The organism is Nitratireductor thuwali, from assembly GCF_036621415.1.
Taxonomy (GTDB): Bacteria; Pseudomonadota; Alphaproteobacteria; order Rhizobiales; family Rhizobiaceae; genus Chelativorans; species Chelativorans thuwali.
Window position 1 is genome coordinate 831,848 of record NZ_CP030941.1, and the last position, 15,996, is coordinate 847,843.

The following is a 15,996-nucleotide window of genomic DNA, read 5'->3' on the forward strand; positions in this document are numbered from 1 at the left end:
GCACGCGTGCCGGCGCCGCTTCGAGGACGAATTGATGTTTGAATGGTTTGAACGACGACTGAACCCCTTCCCCGGTGACGAGCCGGAGGAGCCGCCGCGCACATTCCTCGCCTTCTGCCTGCACTTCACCAAGGGTGCATGGCCGTTCATCGGATTGTCGGCGGTGCTGATGATGATCATCGCCCTTGCCGAAGTTTGGATGTTCTCCTTCCTGGGCAACATCGTCGACTGGCTGGCGGCCAGGGACCGGGCGACCTTTCTGGAGGAAGAGGGCCTGAAACTTGCGGGCATGGCAGTGATCGTCGCGGTTGTCCTGCCGGCCACCGTCTATCTCTACGGCCTCATCACGCACCAGGTGCTGATGGGCAACTATCCCATGCGCATCCGCTGGCAGGTGCATCGCTACCTGCTCAAGCAGTCGATGAGCTTCTACCAGGAAGAATTCGCCGGACGCATCGCCACCAAGCTCATGCAGACCGCGCTCGCCGTGCGCGAATGCGTGATCAAGCTGGTCGACGTGATGAACTACGTGACGGTCTATTTCGCCGGCATGCTGTTCCTTGCCGCCTCGGCCGATTGGAAGCTGGCCGCTCCCCTGCTGGTCTGGCTCGCGGGCTACGTCCTGTTGATGCGGCACTATATTCCGCTGCTTGGAAAAGTGGCGGAGAAACAGGCCGACGCACGCTCGATCATGACGGGCCGCATCGTCGACAGCTACACCAACATCCAGACGGTCAAGCTGTTCTCCCATGCCCGCCGCGAGGCGAGTTTCGCGCGCGAGGGCATGAACGGGTTCCTCGGCACCGTCTATCGGCAGTTCCGGCTGATCACCGGCCTCTACGGCATGCTCTACCTGCTCAATGCGTTGTGCCTGGTGGCGGTCGGCGCGCTGTCGATCCAGCTATGGCTTGCCGAAGCCGTTACCGTGGGCTCCGTCGCGGTGGTGCTCGGCCTCGTGCTGAGGCTGTGGGGCATGTCGCAGTGGATCATGTGGGAACTGACAGCGCTGTTCGAAAATGTCGGCACGGTGCAGGACGGCATAGCCTCCATCTCGCTTCCCCGCGTGGTCGACGACAAGCCCGGCGCCGGGGAACTGCAGGTGCCCCGGGGCGAGATCGTCTTCGACCGGATCGGCTTCCACTACGGCAAGGCCGGCGGCGTCATCGACAATCTGTCGCTCGCCATCCGGCCCGGCGAGAAGGTCGGCCTCGTCGGCCGCTCGGGCGCCGGCAAGTCGACGCTCGTGAACCTTCTCCTGCGGTTTCACGACCTGCAGGACGGCCGCATCCTGATCGACGGCACCGACATCGCCGACGTCCGGCAGGAGAGCCTGCGCGAGCAGATCGGTGTGGTGACGCAGGACACCTCGCTCCTGCACCGCTCGCTGCGCGACAACATCGTCTATGGCAGGCCCGACGCCACCGAAGAACAGGTGATCGAGGCCGCCCGCCGCGCCGAGGCACTGGAATTCATCGAGGGGCTTACCGACATTAAGGGGCGCAAAGGGTTCGATGCCCATGTGGGCGAGCGCGGCGTCAAGCTTTCGGGCGGGCAGCGCCAGCGCATCGCGATTGCCCGCGTGATGCTGAAGGACGCGCCCATTCTCATCCTGGACGAGGCGACATCGGCGCTCGATTCGGAAGCCGAAGCCGCCATCCAGCAGAACCTGTACCGGCTCATGGAAGGAAAGACCGTGATCGCCATCGCCCACCGCCTCTCGACCATCGCGGCCATGGACCGGCTTATCGTGATGGACAAGGGCAGCATCGTGGAAGAAGGCAGCCATGAAACGCTGATTGCCGCCGGAGGCATCTATGCCGGCCTGTGGCAGCGGCAATCGGGCGGGTTCCTGCATGTCGAGCAGGCGGAGGCTGCCGAATGAGCACGCGGGACGACACGCCGCAGGGCCTGAGCGAACGCGCGTGGCGGCGCGCCGAGGGGGTGATCGACCCCTTCGGCGATACCGACCGGGAAGTGCTGCCTTCTTCCGCCCGCGACTTCATCTGGTTCTTCGCCAGTCAGGCGAAATGGCCGTTCATCCTGCTGCTGCTGGCGGGCGGCCTGATGGGATTTGTCGATGCCGCACTCTATTGGGCGCTCGGCTGGCTGATCGACGCGCTCGACAATTCGACGCCCGCGACGCTGCTCCAGGACCATTGGCCGATGCTGGCCGGGTTCGCCTTTCTGGTGCTTTTCGGCCGCGCGGCGATCATGATCGTCAATACGGTGCTGGAAGAACAGGTCATCGCGCCGTCCTTCTACCAGCGTGTGCGCTGGCAGTCCTTCCGCCGGGTGATGGACCAGACCTACGAATTCTACCAGAACGATTTTGCCGGCCGCATCGCCACCAAGATCATGCAGGGTGGCGAAGCGACCGGCGATTTCATCGTGTCCTCGCTCCAGACCATGTGGAGCTTCCTGACCTTCCTGGTGCTGGCCGGCACCATCCTGACCGTGCTCGACCCGATGATGGGCGTGGTGCTGGCCGTGTGGTTCGCCGCCTTCCTGGCCACGGCGCGCCGTCTCCTGCCGCCGCTGCGCGAAGCCGGCCGCCGCACCGCCGACGAGCGCTCGATCCTCAATGGCCGCATGGTGGACGCCTTCACCAACATCATGGCGGTGAAGCTGTTCGACAGCGGCAAGCGCGAGCATGGCTATGTGCGTGAGGGCATGGCGCGCTTCCTGGCGGCCGTGCGCACCCTCACCCGCGCCATCACCCGCGTGCGCGCCGCCGTCGCCGTTCTCAACGGCGTCATGATGTTCGCCATCGGCGCTCTCGCCGTGACGAGATGGATGGACGGCGCCGCCACCACCGGCGAGATCGCCGCCGCCATGGGACTCGTCTACCGGCTCAACCAGATGTCCGGCTACATGATGTTCAACATCAACGGCCTGATCCGCTCCTTCGCCACCGTGCAGGACGCCACCGGCGTCATCTCCAGGAAGCCCGCCATCCGCGACGCGGCCGATGCCGCGACGATGGCGACCGTCACCGGCGACATCCGTTTCGAGAACGTCTCCTTCAGCTACGGCAAGGACAGCGACAAGGAGCATCCGGGCGTGATCGAGGGGCTGAACCTGCATATCCGTCCCGGCGAGCGCGTTGCGCTGGTCGGCCCTTCGGGCGCCGGCAAGACGACCATCGTCAACCTGCTGCTGCGGCTGTTCGACGTCGAAGAAGGGCGCATCCTGGTCGACGGCCAGGACATCCGCAGCGTCACCCAGGCCTCGCTGCGCGCGCAATTCGGCGTCGTCAGCCAGGAACCGATGCTGATGCACCGCTCGATCCGCGAGAACATCGCCTATGGCAAGCCCGGCGCCAGCGAAGCGGAGATCATAGCGGCCGCCAAGCGCGCCTCCGCCCATGACTTCATCCTCGGCGTCAGCGATCCCAAGGGCCGCACCGGCTACGACGCCCATGTCGGCGAGCGCGGCGTCAAGCTCTCGGGCGGCCAGCGACAGCGCATCGCCATCGCCCGCATGATGCTGAAGAACGCGCCGGTGCTCCTGCTGGACGAGGCCACATCGGCGCTGGACTCCGAGATCGAGGCGGTGATCCAGGAGAATTTGCAGAACCTCATGGAAGGCAAGACCGTGATCGCCGTGGCGCACCGCCTGTCGACCATCGCCGCGCTCGACCGGGTGATCGTGCTCGACGAGGGACGCATCGTGGAGGAAGGCACCCACGAAGCGCTGGTGAAAAAGGGCGGGCTGTACGCCCAGCTCTGGAAACGCCAGTCCGGCGGCTTCCTCGGCGAGCGTCTGGCGGCGGAGTGAATTCAGCGCGGCTGCGACCGATCCGCGACGCGATTGAAACCTGCGGCAAGCGGCAGATCCGCAAGCTCGCGCTCGCTCATCGCCTGCAGCGCGGGATGCGCCAGCGGATCGCGCCGCCAGATCTCCTCGTCGTCCTGCGGCTGCGGCCGGCCAACCGATCTGCTCCGGGCAAGGCTCCAAAGAAACTTGAGCATTTCTCCATCTCCGGCAACCATCTGGTCAAGATTTGCCATAGGGAGTGCGGTTATCAATGGAGTTTACGTGCAGGACGTTATAGAAAAACTTCATGAGGCACCTGAACCGCATCCCGCTGAACGCGCTGAAAGCGACTGAATCGGTGCTGCGGCTTGGCTCGCTGGCTGCCGCAGCGGAAGAGCTGGGCGTCACGGTCGGCGCGGTGAGTCAGCACGTCATCCGCTGCGAGAAGCAGATGGGCCGCAAGGTTTTCGACCGCAGCGCGCGCGGCCTCGCTCCGACGGCCTTCGGGCGGGAGATCGAAGGGCGGCTCCGCGAGGGTTTTGCGCGCCTCGACGAAGCGGTGGCGCTGGCGCAACGCGCGAGCGACGACGTTCTGACAATCTCTGTCGCCCCCGTCTTCGCCGCCAAATGGCTGGTGCCGCGCCTTGCCGGCTATTCCCGGCTCCATCCCCGCATGCGCGTGCGCGTCGACGCGTCGGTGGCGCTGGTCGACCCGGACGCTTCCGACATCGACATGGCCATCCGCGTCGGCGAGGGAGGCTGGCCGGGTGTGAAGGCCGAGCATCTGCTGCCGCAGGAGGTCTTTCCCGTCTGCACGCCGGCACTGGCACAGCGCCTGACGACGCCCGCAGACCTTCGGCATGTGCCGATCGTCCGCGATGCCAACAGCAACATAAGCTGGAACGTCTGGCTGGAGCCGCACGGCCTGACGGAGGACGCGCTGGGGGCCGGCTACACCTTCACCGATGCCGCACTGGCTCTGGACGCGGCGATCGCCGGACAGGGGATCTTGCTGGCCTGGCAGACGCTGGCCCACGATGCGCTGGCGGCCGGGCTCCTGGTGCGCCCGTTCAAGGAGCGGCAGCCGACCGGCCTGGCCTATTGGCTCGTCACCTCCAAGGAGCGGGTCGAGCGCAAGAAGGTGAAGGATTTCAAGGATTGGCTGCGGGACGAGATCTCACGGATCGACTTGGAGTAAAGAATCCTGCTCGCTTGCCTTGCCTCGTGCCGACGCGGGACCAAATTAGATGTTATGATGTAGCATGGGGCCGACGGGCAACCACCAAAGAGGAGGATCCGACCATGAAGGAATTTCACTGCGGAACGCTTGTCCCCGGTTGCGATTGGCATACCCGCCATGAGGAAGAGGCCGAGGTCATCCGCCGGGCCGTCGAGCACATGCGCGAGGCGCATGGCGAGACCATCATCCGTGAAAGCATGATCGAAGCCATTCGCTCGCGCATCGACCAGACGAGAAACGCAGCCTGACATGGCATCACGCCGACGATCCTGATGAATGACCGTTCCGCGCCAGCTGTCGGTCAGTCATCAGGGCGTTGAGCTTCATCGAGCAGTTCCTCGCGCGAAAGCCGGAACCCGCTCTCGATCCAGCGGCGCTCCAGCGCCGAAAGCTTCTCGCCCATCTCCTTGCCCGGCTTGATGCCGTGCGCAATCAGGTCTGCGCCGCCAACCGGAAAGGCCGGCCTTTTCCAGCCCTGCAGGATATCGAGAAGGCGCCGCCAGCCGGCAGCGGCCAGCAGCGCCTCGGCATCTTCGCCCGCTCTGGCGCGCGCGCCGGCCAGCGCCAGCCGCAAGCGTGCATCAAGGCCCTGCGTGCCCGAGCGATAGAGCAGCTTCTCGAAGTCGCCATGCTTCATCTGCGGATCGGGCGCGGGCGAGCGCGCCCAGGCGACGAGCGCCGCCGTCTCGGCCTTGGACATGCGCAGCCTGGAAGCCATCGCCTCCAGCCGCGCGGCATCGGGCGGAACCATCGCCATCAGCCGGAGCATGGGGTCGGCCGGCCAGCCCAGCGCCTTTTCCGTCTCGGCCAGCGGATGAATGCCGTCGATGCCCCATTTCTCGCTTTCGGGAAGAACGGCCGTCAACACGCCCGTCTGCCGCATCCACAAAAGGGCGCGGGACGGGTCGGGCGCGGACAGGAGCTTCTTCAACTCGCTCCACACCCGCTCCGCCGAAAGTCCGGCCAGCCCCGCCTTCAGCCGTGTCGCGGCCTTCAGCCCTTCAGCATCCGGTCTGCCGTCGCCATACCAGGCGAAGAAGCGGAAGAAGCGGAGGATGCGCAGATAGTCCTCGCGGATGCGCTGCTCGGCCTCGCCGATGAAGCGGAGCCTCCGGGCGGCGATGTCGTCCAGCCCGCCGACGAGATCGACCACGCGCCCGTCAGCCTCGGCATAGAGCGCGTTGATGGTGAAGTCGCGCCGCTCCGCATCGCGCTTCCAATCGGTGCCGAACACGACCCGCGCGTGCCGTCCGAAGGTTTCCACATCGTCGCGCAGCGTGGTGACCTCGTAGGGCTTGCCGCTGGCCACGACCGTGACCGTGCCGTGCTCATAGCCCGTGGGGATGGCCTTGAAGCCGGCGGCCCTGGCCCGCGCGATCGTTTCGTCCGGCACCGTCGTGGTGGCGATATCGATGTCGGTGACGCCCTGCCCCATCAGCGCGTTGCGCACCGCGCCGCCGGCGACCCGCGCCTCCTCGCCGCCCCGCGCGAGCGCCGCAAGCAGCGCCTGCAGCCCCGGCTCGGCGAGCCAGGGCGCGCGTCCGGCAATGGTTTCCTCACTCATCGGCATAGAGCCTTTCATAAAGGATGCGCAGGATGCCGGCGGTAACGCCCCAGATGAAGCGGTCGCCAAAAGGCATTGTATAATAGAAGCGTTCGCGGCTTTGCCAAAGACGGCTTTCCCGGCGGTGATTGCCGGGGTCCATCAGGAAGGACAAGGGCACCTCGAAGGCCGCATCCACCTCGTCGATGTTGAGCTTCAACGCGAAACCGGGCCGCACGACGGACAGCACCGGCCGGATGCGGTAGCCGCTTCCCGTGACATAGTCCGGCAGGCGGCCCACCACGTCGATGCGCTCCGGCTCAAGCCCGATCTCCTCTTCCGCCTCGCGCAAAGCCGCGTGCTCGGGCGAGACATCGGTGGGGTCTATCCGCCCGCCCGGCAGCGCGATCTGCCCCGAATGGGCGCGCAGCTTCTCGGCGCGCTGGGTCAGGATCAACGTTGCCTCGTCGCCGTGATCGACCACCGGGACGAGCACCGCCGCATCATGCAGCCCATCGCGCAGGATCATGTGCCTCAGATCGGGGTTGAGGCGGTGGTCGCCATAGTCGCCGTCCATGTCCGGGTCCTGCGCGGCGGCGCGCCGGCGGAACTCCTGCGCCGAAAACGGGGGATAGACGAGCGTATCAGCCATCCTGGCCGGCCAGCCTGTTGAGCCGGGAAACCGGCATGATGGGAAAGACGGCATTTCGCGAGCGCACGGCGAACATGGCGACGCCGTCGACGTCGATCTCCTCGCCGAGATCGATCATTTCGTACATCACCGGCCGGGCCACCAGCGCCTCCAGCCTTCCGCGAACGGCCAGATAGGGCTTCACGCCGCCCGTCGCCTCTTCCTCGACGAAGCGCAGCCGATGTTCGGGCCCCGCCTCCACCACGTCGCCCACATTGGTGCGGAATGTGAGGGCCTGATTCGCGCCGGCGCCGGAAACCGCCATCTCGACGGCGACGAAGGGCGCGTCCTCGACGCGGATGCCCACTTTTTCCACCGGTGTTACGAGATAGGTCTTGCCGTCCTCGTCCTTGCGCAGGACCGAGGAGAAGAGCTGCACGAGCGGCATGCGGCCGATCGGCGTGCCCAGATAGAACCAGGTGCCGTCGCTTTTGATCTCCATGTCGAGGTCGCCGCAAAAGGGCGGGTCCCAGCGCTCCACGGGTGGCGCCCCCCGGTCCGAACGCGCGGCCCGTGAGATCAGCGCCTCCAGCCCACCGGCGTCCCGCGCCTGTGAAAGTCCCCGTTCCTTGCTCACATTCTTGTCGCTTTGCCTGTGCATGGTCACGAAATAGTCACTCTCGTTCGGCTTGTCAGCCTTGCGAAGTGAATTAAGCTTCCAGTAGAGCGCCGCCGCGTTTTTTCGCGTTGCAGGTTGCCAGGCGTCGCGGGCCAGCGGATTGGCACAAACGAGGACGACAGCGCATGAGCATCATAGCCCGGGATCAAGTCACCGACGCCGGCAACCTCGACGAGAAAAAGCTGATCGCCGAAGCCGAGGCCGCCCTCGGCGACATCGCGAAGGTGCGCGACGGCGTGGGGCGCGTCATCTTCGGCCAGGAGGCGGTGGTGGAGCGCACAATGGTGGCGATCCTGGCCGGCGGCCATGCGCTGCTGGTGGGCGTGCCGGGGCTGGCCAAGACCAAGCTGGTGGAAACGCTGGGCGTGGTGCTGGGGCTCGACGCCCGCCGCATCCAGTTCACGCCCGACCTGATGCCGTCGGACATTCTCGGCTCCGAGGTGATGGAGCAGGACAGCGAGGGAAAGCGCGGCTTCCGTTTCCTGCCCGGCCCGGTCTTCGCGCAGCTTCTGATGGCCGACGAGATCAACCGCGCGAGCCCGCGCACCCAGTCCGCCCTTCTTCAATCGATGCAGGAATATCACGTGACGGTGGCCGGCCACCGCCACGATCTGCCGACCCCCTTCCACGTGCTGGCCACCCAGAACCCGCTGGAGCAGGAAGGGACATACCCCCTGCCCGAAGCCCAGCTGGACCGGTTCCTGATGCAGGTGGACATCCTTTATCCCGAGATCGACGCGGAGCGGCGTATCCTTCTGGAAACCACAGGCATCAACGAGGCAAGGCCGGAAAACGCGCTGACGCCGGAGCGACTCAAGGAAATACAGCTACTGATCCGCCGGATGCCGGTGCCCGAGAGCGTGGTGGAGGCGATCCTGGCCCTCGTGCGCCTCGCTCGTCCCGGCCTCGGCCACCCCGAAACCGACCGCCATGTCGCCTGGGGCCCCGGGCCGCGCGCAAGCCAGGCGCTGACCCTGTGCGCCCGCGCCCGCGCGCTCTACGACGGGCGGCTGGCGCCTTCCGTCGACGATGTGCGCGCACTCGCCGAACCCGTGCTCCAGCACCGCATGGCGCTCACCTTCGCCGCCCGTGCCGAGGGCATGAGCGTGCGCGACGTGATTGCGCGGCTGGTCAAGGCGCTCGGCTGATGGCCGGTGCGCGGGGTCGTCTCGAAGCCCGGAGACGGTGATGGCAAGACTGGGCGAAGCCACCTCCCCTGCAGCCACCCCGGATGTGGTGGCGCGTGCAAGGGCGCGGGCCGCGCTCGTGCCGGACCTGCTGGTGGAGGCCCGCCGGGTCGCCAACAATGTGATCGCCGGCTGGCACGGCCGGCGCCAGCGCGGCATCGGCGAGAATTTCTGGCAGTTCCGCCCCTATGTCGATGGCGAAGCCGTCGCCCGCATCGACTGGCGGCGCTCGGCCCGCGACGAGCATCTTTATGTGCGCGACCGGGAATGGGAAGCAGCCCACACCGTCTGGCTTTGGGCCGACAAGTCGGCGTCGATGCTCTATAAATCCGCCCATGCGGACGTCTCCAAGGAATCGCGCGCGCTCGTGCTGATCTTCGCCCTGGCCGAGCTCCTGTCGCGCAGCGGCGAGCGCATCGCCTGGCCGGGCCTCACCGACCCGTTCTCCGCGCGCAACGGCGCCGAGCGCCTGGCCCAGCACCTTGCCCATGCGCCCGAGCAGGCGGACAAGCCTGACCTGACGCCCGTGCGCCGCTTCTCGGATGTCGTGCTGGCCGGCGATTTCCTCGATACGCCCGACGAGACCATGCGCTGGCTCGATGCGCTGGCCCGCACCGGAGCACGCGCGCATCTGATCGAGATAGCCGACCCGGCGGAAGAAAATTTCCCCTATTCGGGCCGCACCGAATTCCGCGATCCCGAGACCGGCGAAAAGCTGACCGCAGGGCGCGCCGAGACGCTGGCCGACGACTACCGTCAGCTCTACCTCGCCCGCCGAGAGACGCTTTCGCGCTGGTGCAAGAAACTCGGCTGGAGCTATACGGTGAACCACACCGACCGGCTGGCATCGGAAGCGCTGATCGCGGTTCACCTTGCCATGACCGCCGAGACAGGCGTTGGGACGGGCGCACAGGCGGGCGTCGGGCGATGAATTTCCTGCCCCTTTCCTTTGGTGCGCCGATGGTCCTGTGGGGCCTGCTGGCCCTGCCCGTCATCTGGTGGCTGCTGCGCCTGACGCCGCCCAGACCGCAGACGGAGACATTTCCGCCGCTGAGGATATTGGCGCGGGTGCTGCGCAAGGAGGAAACGCCCCACAAGAGCCCGTGGTGGCTGACCCTGCTGCGCCTGCTGCTGGCGGCGCTCGTCATCCTGGCGCTGGCCGATCCGGTGTTCAATCCGCGCGAAAAGATCGCCGTCGAAGGCCGGGCGCTGGCCGTCGTGATGGACAATGGCTGGGCCGCCGCGCCCGATTGGGAACGGCGGGTGGCGACGGCCGAAAGGCTGATCGCCGATGCGCAGGAAAGCGATGTGCCGGTGGTGCTTGCGCTGACGGCCGAAAAGGCCGCGCAGGACATCGGCCCGTTCAATGCGGACACGGCGCTGGAGCGGCTGAACGCGGCCGAGCCGAGGCCGGTCCCGACCGACCGGCTCTCGGTCTATGCGCGGGTGGCCGACGCGCTGCAGGACCTGCCCGGCGCGACCCTGGCCGTGCTGGCCGACGGGCTGGCGGGCGATGAGGACGAGGCGGCGTTCGAGACCCTTTTTGCCGCGCAGCTTTCGCACGTTCTGTGGATTGCCCCGCAGGGCTCCTCCACTATTGCCCTCACCGACACCGCCAACGAGCCCGAACGCTTCGTCGTCCGCGCCGTGCGCGGTCCCGATGCGACGGCGCCGACGCAACTTATCGCATACGCCTCGGACGAGAAGGGGCGGCGCATCGCGGAAACCACGATCGCCTTCGGCCCCGGCGCGGCCGAGGCGGAAGGCGAGATGCGCGTGCCGTTCGAACTGCGCAACGACTTCGCCACCGTCGCGCTGGAAGGCGAGAACCATGCCGGCGCGCTGCGGGTGATGGACGAGAACGCCCGCCGCCGCCGCATCGGGCTCCTGTCGCAGGACGAGGGCGATCAGGCGCAGCCCCTGCTCTCGCCGCTCTACTACATCCGCAGGGCGCTCTCCCCCTTCGCAGACCTCATCGAACCGTCCAGCCCCGCGCTGAACGAAGCCATACCCGAGCTTCTGGAGCAGCGGCCGGCGGCCATCGTCATGGCCGATGTGGGCACCTTGCCGGACTCGGCCCGCCAGAGCCTGATCGAATGGATGGAAGCCGGCGGCACGCTGATCCGGTTCGCCGGCCCGCGCGTGGCGGCCGCCGGCAATGACGAAACGCTGCTGCCCGTGCGGCTGCGCCTCGGCGAGCGCTCGCTGGGCGGCGCCCTTTCCTGGGAGGAGCCGCAGCCGGTGACCGAATTCCCGGCCGGCGGGCCGTTCTCCGATCTGACACCGCCCCGCGACGTGACGGTGAACCGCCAGTTGCTGGCCGAGCCCTCCCCCGACATCGTCGAGCGCACATGGGCCAGCCTGGCGGACGGCACGCCGCTGGTGACCGGCGCTCCGCGCGGCGACGGCCGTGTGATCCTTTTCCACGTCACGCCCGAGGCCACGTGGTCGAGCCTGCCGATTTCAGGAAGCTTCGTCGAAATGCTCCGGCGCATCGTGCAGCTGTCGCGCAACCAGGGCAGCCTGACTCTGGAAAGCGAGGATGGCGCGGGGCGGCTGGCGCCTTATCGTATGATTTCGGCCAGCGGCGCGCTCGTGCCGCCCGGACCGGAGGCCGAGCCGCTGGCGACCGGGCAGACGCCCCGCGTCAGCCTCGAGAATCCGCCGGGGCTATACGGTTCGGAAGAAGGCGTGATCGCGCACAATCTGCTGCCGGCCGATGCCGCGCTGCAGGGTCTTGCCCACCCGCAGGCGCCGGTGGCCACGCAAACGCTGCGCTACGCCTTCGACACGTCACGGCCGCTCAAGGGACCGCTGATGGCGACCGCCCTTGCGCTGCTCGCGCTCGACACGCTCGCCGTGCTGTGGCTCGGCGGCATGTTGTCCGGCCGGCGCCGCCGGCCAGGGGCCGCGACGGCCGCCATCGCAGCATGTGCCATGGGCCTTGCCCTGGTCGCCGCACCCGATGCCGCGCGCGCCGACGACCCGCGGCCGGGCGATGCGGATGCGATCGCCGCCATATCGGCCACGCGCATCGCCTATGTGGTGACCGGCGTTTCGGCCGTCGATGCCGTGAGTCGCGCGGGCATCGCCGGCCTGTCGCGCTTTCTGGCGGACAAGACGGCGCTGGAGCCGGGCGAACCGGCCGCCGTCGACCCCGCCACCGACGAATTGTCGTTCTACCCGCTGATCTACTGGCCGATCTCCGCCGATGCGCCGATGCCGTCGGAGGACGCCATCGCCCGCATCGACGCCTATATGCAGGAAGGCGGAACCGTGCTTTTCGATACGCGCGACCAGTATTCCTCCGGCTTCGGCTCGACCGGCACCGTCAGCCCGGAGACGCAGCGCCTGCGCGACATCCTGTCGGGCCTCAACATTCCGCCGCTCGAGCCGGTGCCCGACGACCATGTGCTGACCAAGGCCTTCTACATTCTGGCCGAGTTTCCGGGCCGCTACCGGGGCAGCCAGCTATGGGTCGAGGCTTCGCTCAACGCCCCCACCCGCACGGACCGGCCGGTGCGCACCGGCGACGGCGTGAGCCCCATCATGATCACCGGCAACGACCTGGCCGGCGCCTGGGCCATCGACGAGCAGGGCCAGCCGCTATTGCCGACGGTGCCTTCCGATCCCATGCAGCGTGTCTATGCCCTGCGCGCCGGGGTGAACATCATGATGTACATGCTGACGGGCAACTACAAATCCGACCAGGTGCACGTGCCCGTGCTGCTCGAACGGCTGGGGCAATAGCCATGGTCAACAAGTCCGCGCAAAACCACCAGGCCGAGCCGACAGGGCGCCCGCTTTCGAGGTTCGCGCCATGAACTGGACGGTCAGCTTCGAGCCGCTCTTTTCCTGGGCCGTTCTGGCGGCCATGCTGGTGCCGCTTTCGGTCCTGGTTCTGGCCGGGCTTTTCCTGCGTCAGCGCGGCGCGCTCTTCCGCACCGCGGCGCTGGCGGCGCTCGCCCTGGCGCTGGTCAACCCGGTGCTGCTGGACGAGGAGCGCGAGCCGCTGAAGAGCGTGGTCGCCCTGATCGTCGACGAGAGCCAGAGCCAGGATATCGGCGATCGGGCGGAATCGGCGCGCCAGGCCGCCGAGGAGATCCGCAACAGGCTCGAACGGCTGAACCGGTTCGAGGTGCGGATGGTCGAAGCCGGCCGCGGCGAGGCGGCCGAAGAACGCATCGATACCCGGCTTTTCGGAGCGCTGGAAAGCGCGCTGCGCGACGTGCCGCCCTCGCGCGTGGCCGGCTCCATCATGATCACCGACGGCCAGGTGCACGACGTGCCGCAGAATGCCACGGGCCTTTCCGGGCCGCTTCACGCGCTGATCACCGGCGAGGAGGGCGAGAAGGACCGCCGCATCCGCTTCGAGCGCGCTCCGCGCTTCGGCATTGTCGACCAGCCGCTGGAGATGACCTACCGCGTGCTCGCTTCCGACGGGGAAGGCGGCACGGTGGAGGTCGAGGTCTTCGTCAATGGCGAACTAGCGCTGATCGAGCAGGCCGTCATCGGCCGCGAAATGCCGCTCGAGGTGACGATCCCCAATGCCGGCAGGAACATCGTCCAGCTTTCCATAGAGCCGCAGGACGACGAGCTGACCGAGACCAACAACAAGGCGATCGCGCTTGTCGACGGCATCCGCGAAAACCTGCGCGTGCTGCTCGTCTCCGGCGAGCCGCATTCGGGCGAACGCACCTGGCGCAATCTGCTGAAGTCGGACGCCTCGGTGGACCTCGTCCATTTCACCATCCTGCGCCCGCCGGAAAAGCAGGACGGCACGCCGATCAACGAATTGTCGCTGATCGCCTTTCCCACGCGCGAACTGTTCGTGGAAAAGATCGAGGATTTCGACCTGATCATCTTCGATCGCTACCAGCACCGGGACGTGCTGCCGATCCTCTATTACGACTACATCGCCGAATATGTGGAAAATGGCGGTGCGGTGCTGATCGCCGCGGGACCGGAATTCGCCGGCAATCAATCGATCGCCCACACGCCGCTGATTTCCGCCCTGCCGGCGCTGCCCAGCGGCGATGTGGTGGAGGAAGGCTATTATCCGCGGCTGAGCGACACCGGCAAGCGCCATCCCGTGACGCGCGGCCTCGATGGCGCGGCGACCGAGCCGCCCGCATGGAGCCGCTGGTTCCGGATCGTCGGCGTCGACCGGCCGGACGGACAGGTCGTCATGCAGGGCCCGGACGACCGGCCGCTTCTCCTTCTTTCCCGCAGGGGTGAGGGCCGCGTCGGCATGTTCCTGTCGGATCAGGGCTGGCTGTGGGCGCGCGGCTTCGAGGGCGGCGGCCCCTACGTGTCGCTCTACCGCCGCATCGCCCACTGGCTGATGAAGGAGCCGGACCTGGAAGAGGAACGGCTGATCGCCGATGGGCGCGGCATGACCCTCGACATAACCCGCCAGACGATGGCGGATGAAGCTGGCCCGGCCACCGTTACCGCGCCCTCCGGTGCGCAAAGGGAAATCCCTTTGTCCGAGACAAGCCCCGGCCTGTTCAGGGGTTCGATGGATGCGCAGGAGATCGGCCTTTACGAAGTGACCAATGGCGAACTGAGCGCGCTTGCCCATGTCGGGCCGGTCAACGCGCCGGAATTTGCCGACACGGTTTCGACCGGCGAGATACTGGAGCCCGTCGCCGAAGCCAGCGGCGGCAGCGTGCGCCGCCTTTCGGCAGAGCTGCCCAACATCGTTCCCGTGCGCAATTCCATATCCAGCGCCGCCGGCCGCGACTGGCTCGGCCTCAAGACCACCAATGACAGCGTCCTGAAATCCGTGCGCCGCGTCCCGCTATTCGCGGGGTTCCTGGGGCTCGGGCTTCTGCTGCTGGCGCTGGGCGGCATGTGGTGGCGCGAGGGCCGGTAGAGCCGGGGCGCCAAGCGGCCTGACCTCATCCCGGTCCATCTATAGGACGCCCGGCGCTCTACAGCATCTGCCCGAAAACCGGGGTAGATTTTCGGGCAGCATGATCCGTAGATTCAATGGTTCAAAGCGTCCTTTGGCGTCTTGAAAGACGCGCGCCGCTCTAGAGCGGTTCAGGTTGTATCTGAATCGGAGGGGATTCCGATTTCGGACGTTTTGTGATTCAAGATGCTGGCTGGAGTGGAGGCCAGCATCGGATGACGCGACCTCTTTCGAATGATTTGCGTGAACGTGTTGTCAGGGCGGTCGAGGCCGGCGAGAGCTGCCGGTCGGTGGCGGCTCGTTTCGGCGTTGCCGTCTCGTCGGCGGTGAAGTGGTCTCAGCGCTACCGTGCGAGCGGGTCTGTGGCGCCGGGCAAGATGGGCGGGCACCGCAAGCGCGTGTTGGAGCCGCACCGTGCCTTCATCGCCGAGCGGATCAGCCAGACGCCGCATCTGCCGCTGCACAAGCTGAAGGAAGAACTGGCGGCGCGCGGCGTGAAGGTGTCGCACGATACGGTGTGGCGCTTCCTGCGCCGCGAGGGGCTTCGGTTTAAAAAAAACACTGTTCGCCCTTGAGCAGGCCCGTGCCGATATTGCCCGCCGGCGGCAACGCTGGCGTTCTTGGCAGTCCGGTCTCGATCCGACACGGCTGGTGTTCATCGACGAGACCTGGATCAAGACCAACATGGCGCCGCTGCGGGGCTGGGGGCCGAGAGGCAAGCGCCTGCGCGGCTTTGCCCCGCACGGCCACTGGCGCACGCTGACCTTCCTCGGCGCTTTGCGCCACGACCGGCTGACGGCGCCTTGCGTCTTCGACGGACCGATCAACGGCCAGTGCTTCCGCGCCTATGTCGAGCAGCAGCTCGTGCCGGTGCTCAAACCGGGCGACATCGTCGTCATGGACATGTGTGGACGCCCCCGTTGGTGCAAGAAGAATCTTTTCGAAGAGCGCGGAGCGTGGTCAGGTGCTGACATGTGTCCGGCCTCTGATGCGGCGTTCTACATGCCGCGGGCCCGTATGGGAGTTCGCGGAGCGGGTCCAAT

12 protein-coding genes and 1 pseudogene are annotated in these 15,996 nt (G+C 67.0%); 9 read left to right on the forward strand and 4 right to left on the reverse strand.

From position 1 onward, the window contains the following. Positions 1–34: 34 nt before the first annotated feature. Both NTH_RS04020 and NTH_RS04025 read left to right on the forward strand, forming a co-directional pair. Positions 35–1,882 carry an ABC transporter ATP-binding protein gene (locus NTH_RS04020; RefSeq protein ID WP_338528803.1) on the forward strand — a complete coding sequence of 616 codons (1,848 nt, stop codon included), beginning with the start codon at positions 35–37 and terminating at the stop codon, positions 1,880–1,882. Next, positions 1,879–3,777, forward strand: a complete 1,899-nt coding sequence (locus NTH_RS04025; protein WP_338528804.1) for an ABC transporter ATP-binding protein — start codon at positions 1,879–1,881, stop codon at positions 3,775–3,777. The genes NTH_RS04020 and NTH_RS04025 overlap by 4 nt, the downstream gene beginning before the upstream one ends. A gap of 2 nt (positions 3,778–3,779) precedes the next feature. On the opposite strand, the gene NTH_RS04030 is transcribed toward NTH_RS04025, so the two are convergent. After that, a complete protein-coding gene (locus tag NTH_RS04030) occupies positions 3,780–3,971 on the reverse strand; it encodes a hypothetical protein (protein WP_338528805.1) in 192 nt (63 codons plus the stop codon). A gap of 92 nt (positions 3,972–4,063) precedes the next feature. Between NTH_RS04030 and NTH_RS04035 the strand changes: the two genes are divergently transcribed. Both NTH_RS04035 and NTH_RS04040 read left to right on the forward strand, forming a co-directional pair. After that, a complete protein-coding gene (locus tag NTH_RS04035) occupies positions 4,064–4,954 on the forward strand; it encodes a LysR substrate-binding domain-containing protein (RefSeq protein WP_338528806.1) in 891 nt (296 codons plus the stop codon). Positions 4,955–5,058: 104 nt separating this feature from the next. After that, on the forward strand, positions 5,059–5,244 hold the full coding sequence (locus NTH_RS04040; protein ID WP_338528807.1) for a DUF1059 domain-containing protein: 186 nt from the start codon (positions 5,059–5,061) through the stop codon (positions 5,242–5,244). 53 nt (positions 5,245–5,297) lie between these two features. Here NTH_RS04040 and NTH_RS04045 read toward each other — a convergent pair whose 3' ends face one another. From NTH_RS04045 to NTH_RS04055, 3 genes are read right to left on the reverse strand one after another with little or no spacing between them, the layout of a single operon-like run. After that, a complete protein-coding gene (locus tag NTH_RS04045; protein WP_338528808.1) occupies positions 5,298–6,560 on the reverse strand; it encodes a CCA tRNA nucleotidyltransferase in 1,263 nt (420 codons plus the stop codon). Then, positions 6,553–7,191 carry a CoA pyrophosphatase gene (locus tag NTH_RS04050; RefSeq protein ID WP_338528809.1) on the reverse strand — a complete coding sequence of 213 codons (639 nt, stop codon included), beginning with the start codon at positions 7,189–7,191 and terminating at the stop codon, positions 6,553–6,555. Before NTH_RS04050 ends, NTH_RS04045 begins: the two co-directional genes overlap by 8 nt. Further along, positions 7,184–7,831, reverse strand: a complete 648-nt coding sequence (locus NTH_RS04055) for a DUF1285 domain-containing protein (RefSeq protein WP_338531800.1) — start codon at positions 7,829–7,831, stop codon at positions 7,184–7,186. Before NTH_RS04055 ends, NTH_RS04050 begins: the two co-directional genes overlap by 8 nt. A 143-nt stretch (positions 7,832–7,974) precedes the next feature. Here NTH_RS04055 and NTH_RS04060 point away from each other — a divergent pair, with 143 nt between their 5' ends. The 5 genes and pseudogenes from NTH_RS04060 to NTH_RS04080 all read left to right on the forward strand — a co-directional run. Next, the gene (locus NTH_RS04060) at positions 7,975–8,997 is read left to right on the forward strand and encodes an AAA family ATPase (RefSeq protein WP_338528810.1); all 1,023 of its coding nucleotides are present in this window, start codon (positions 7,975–7,977) and stop codon (positions 8,995–8,997) included. A 40-nt stretch (positions 8,998–9,037) separates the two neighbouring features. Continuing rightward, complete coding sequence (locus NTH_RS04065) at positions 9,038–9,967, forward strand: DUF58 domain-containing protein (protein WP_338528811.1); 930 nt, start codon at positions 9,038–9,040, stop codon at positions 9,965–9,967. Further along, positions 9,964–12,786, forward strand: a complete 2,823-nt coding sequence (locus NTH_RS04070; protein WP_338528812.1) for a DUF4159 domain-containing protein — start codon at positions 9,964–9,966, stop codon at positions 12,784–12,786. Before NTH_RS04065 ends, NTH_RS04070 begins: the two co-directional genes overlap by 4 nt. A 70-nt stretch (positions 12,787–12,856) precedes the next feature. After that, positions 12,857–14,914, forward strand: a complete 2,058-nt coding sequence (locus NTH_RS04075; RefSeq protein ID WP_338528813.1) for a glutamine amidotransferase — start codon at positions 12,857–12,859, stop codon at positions 14,912–14,914. Positions 14,915–15,168: 254 nt separating this feature from the next. Further along, a pseudogene (locus NTH_RS04080) lies at positions 15,169–15,865 on the forward strand (IS630 family transposase); the annotation flags it as partial. Positions 15,866–15,996: the final 131 nt, after the last annotated feature.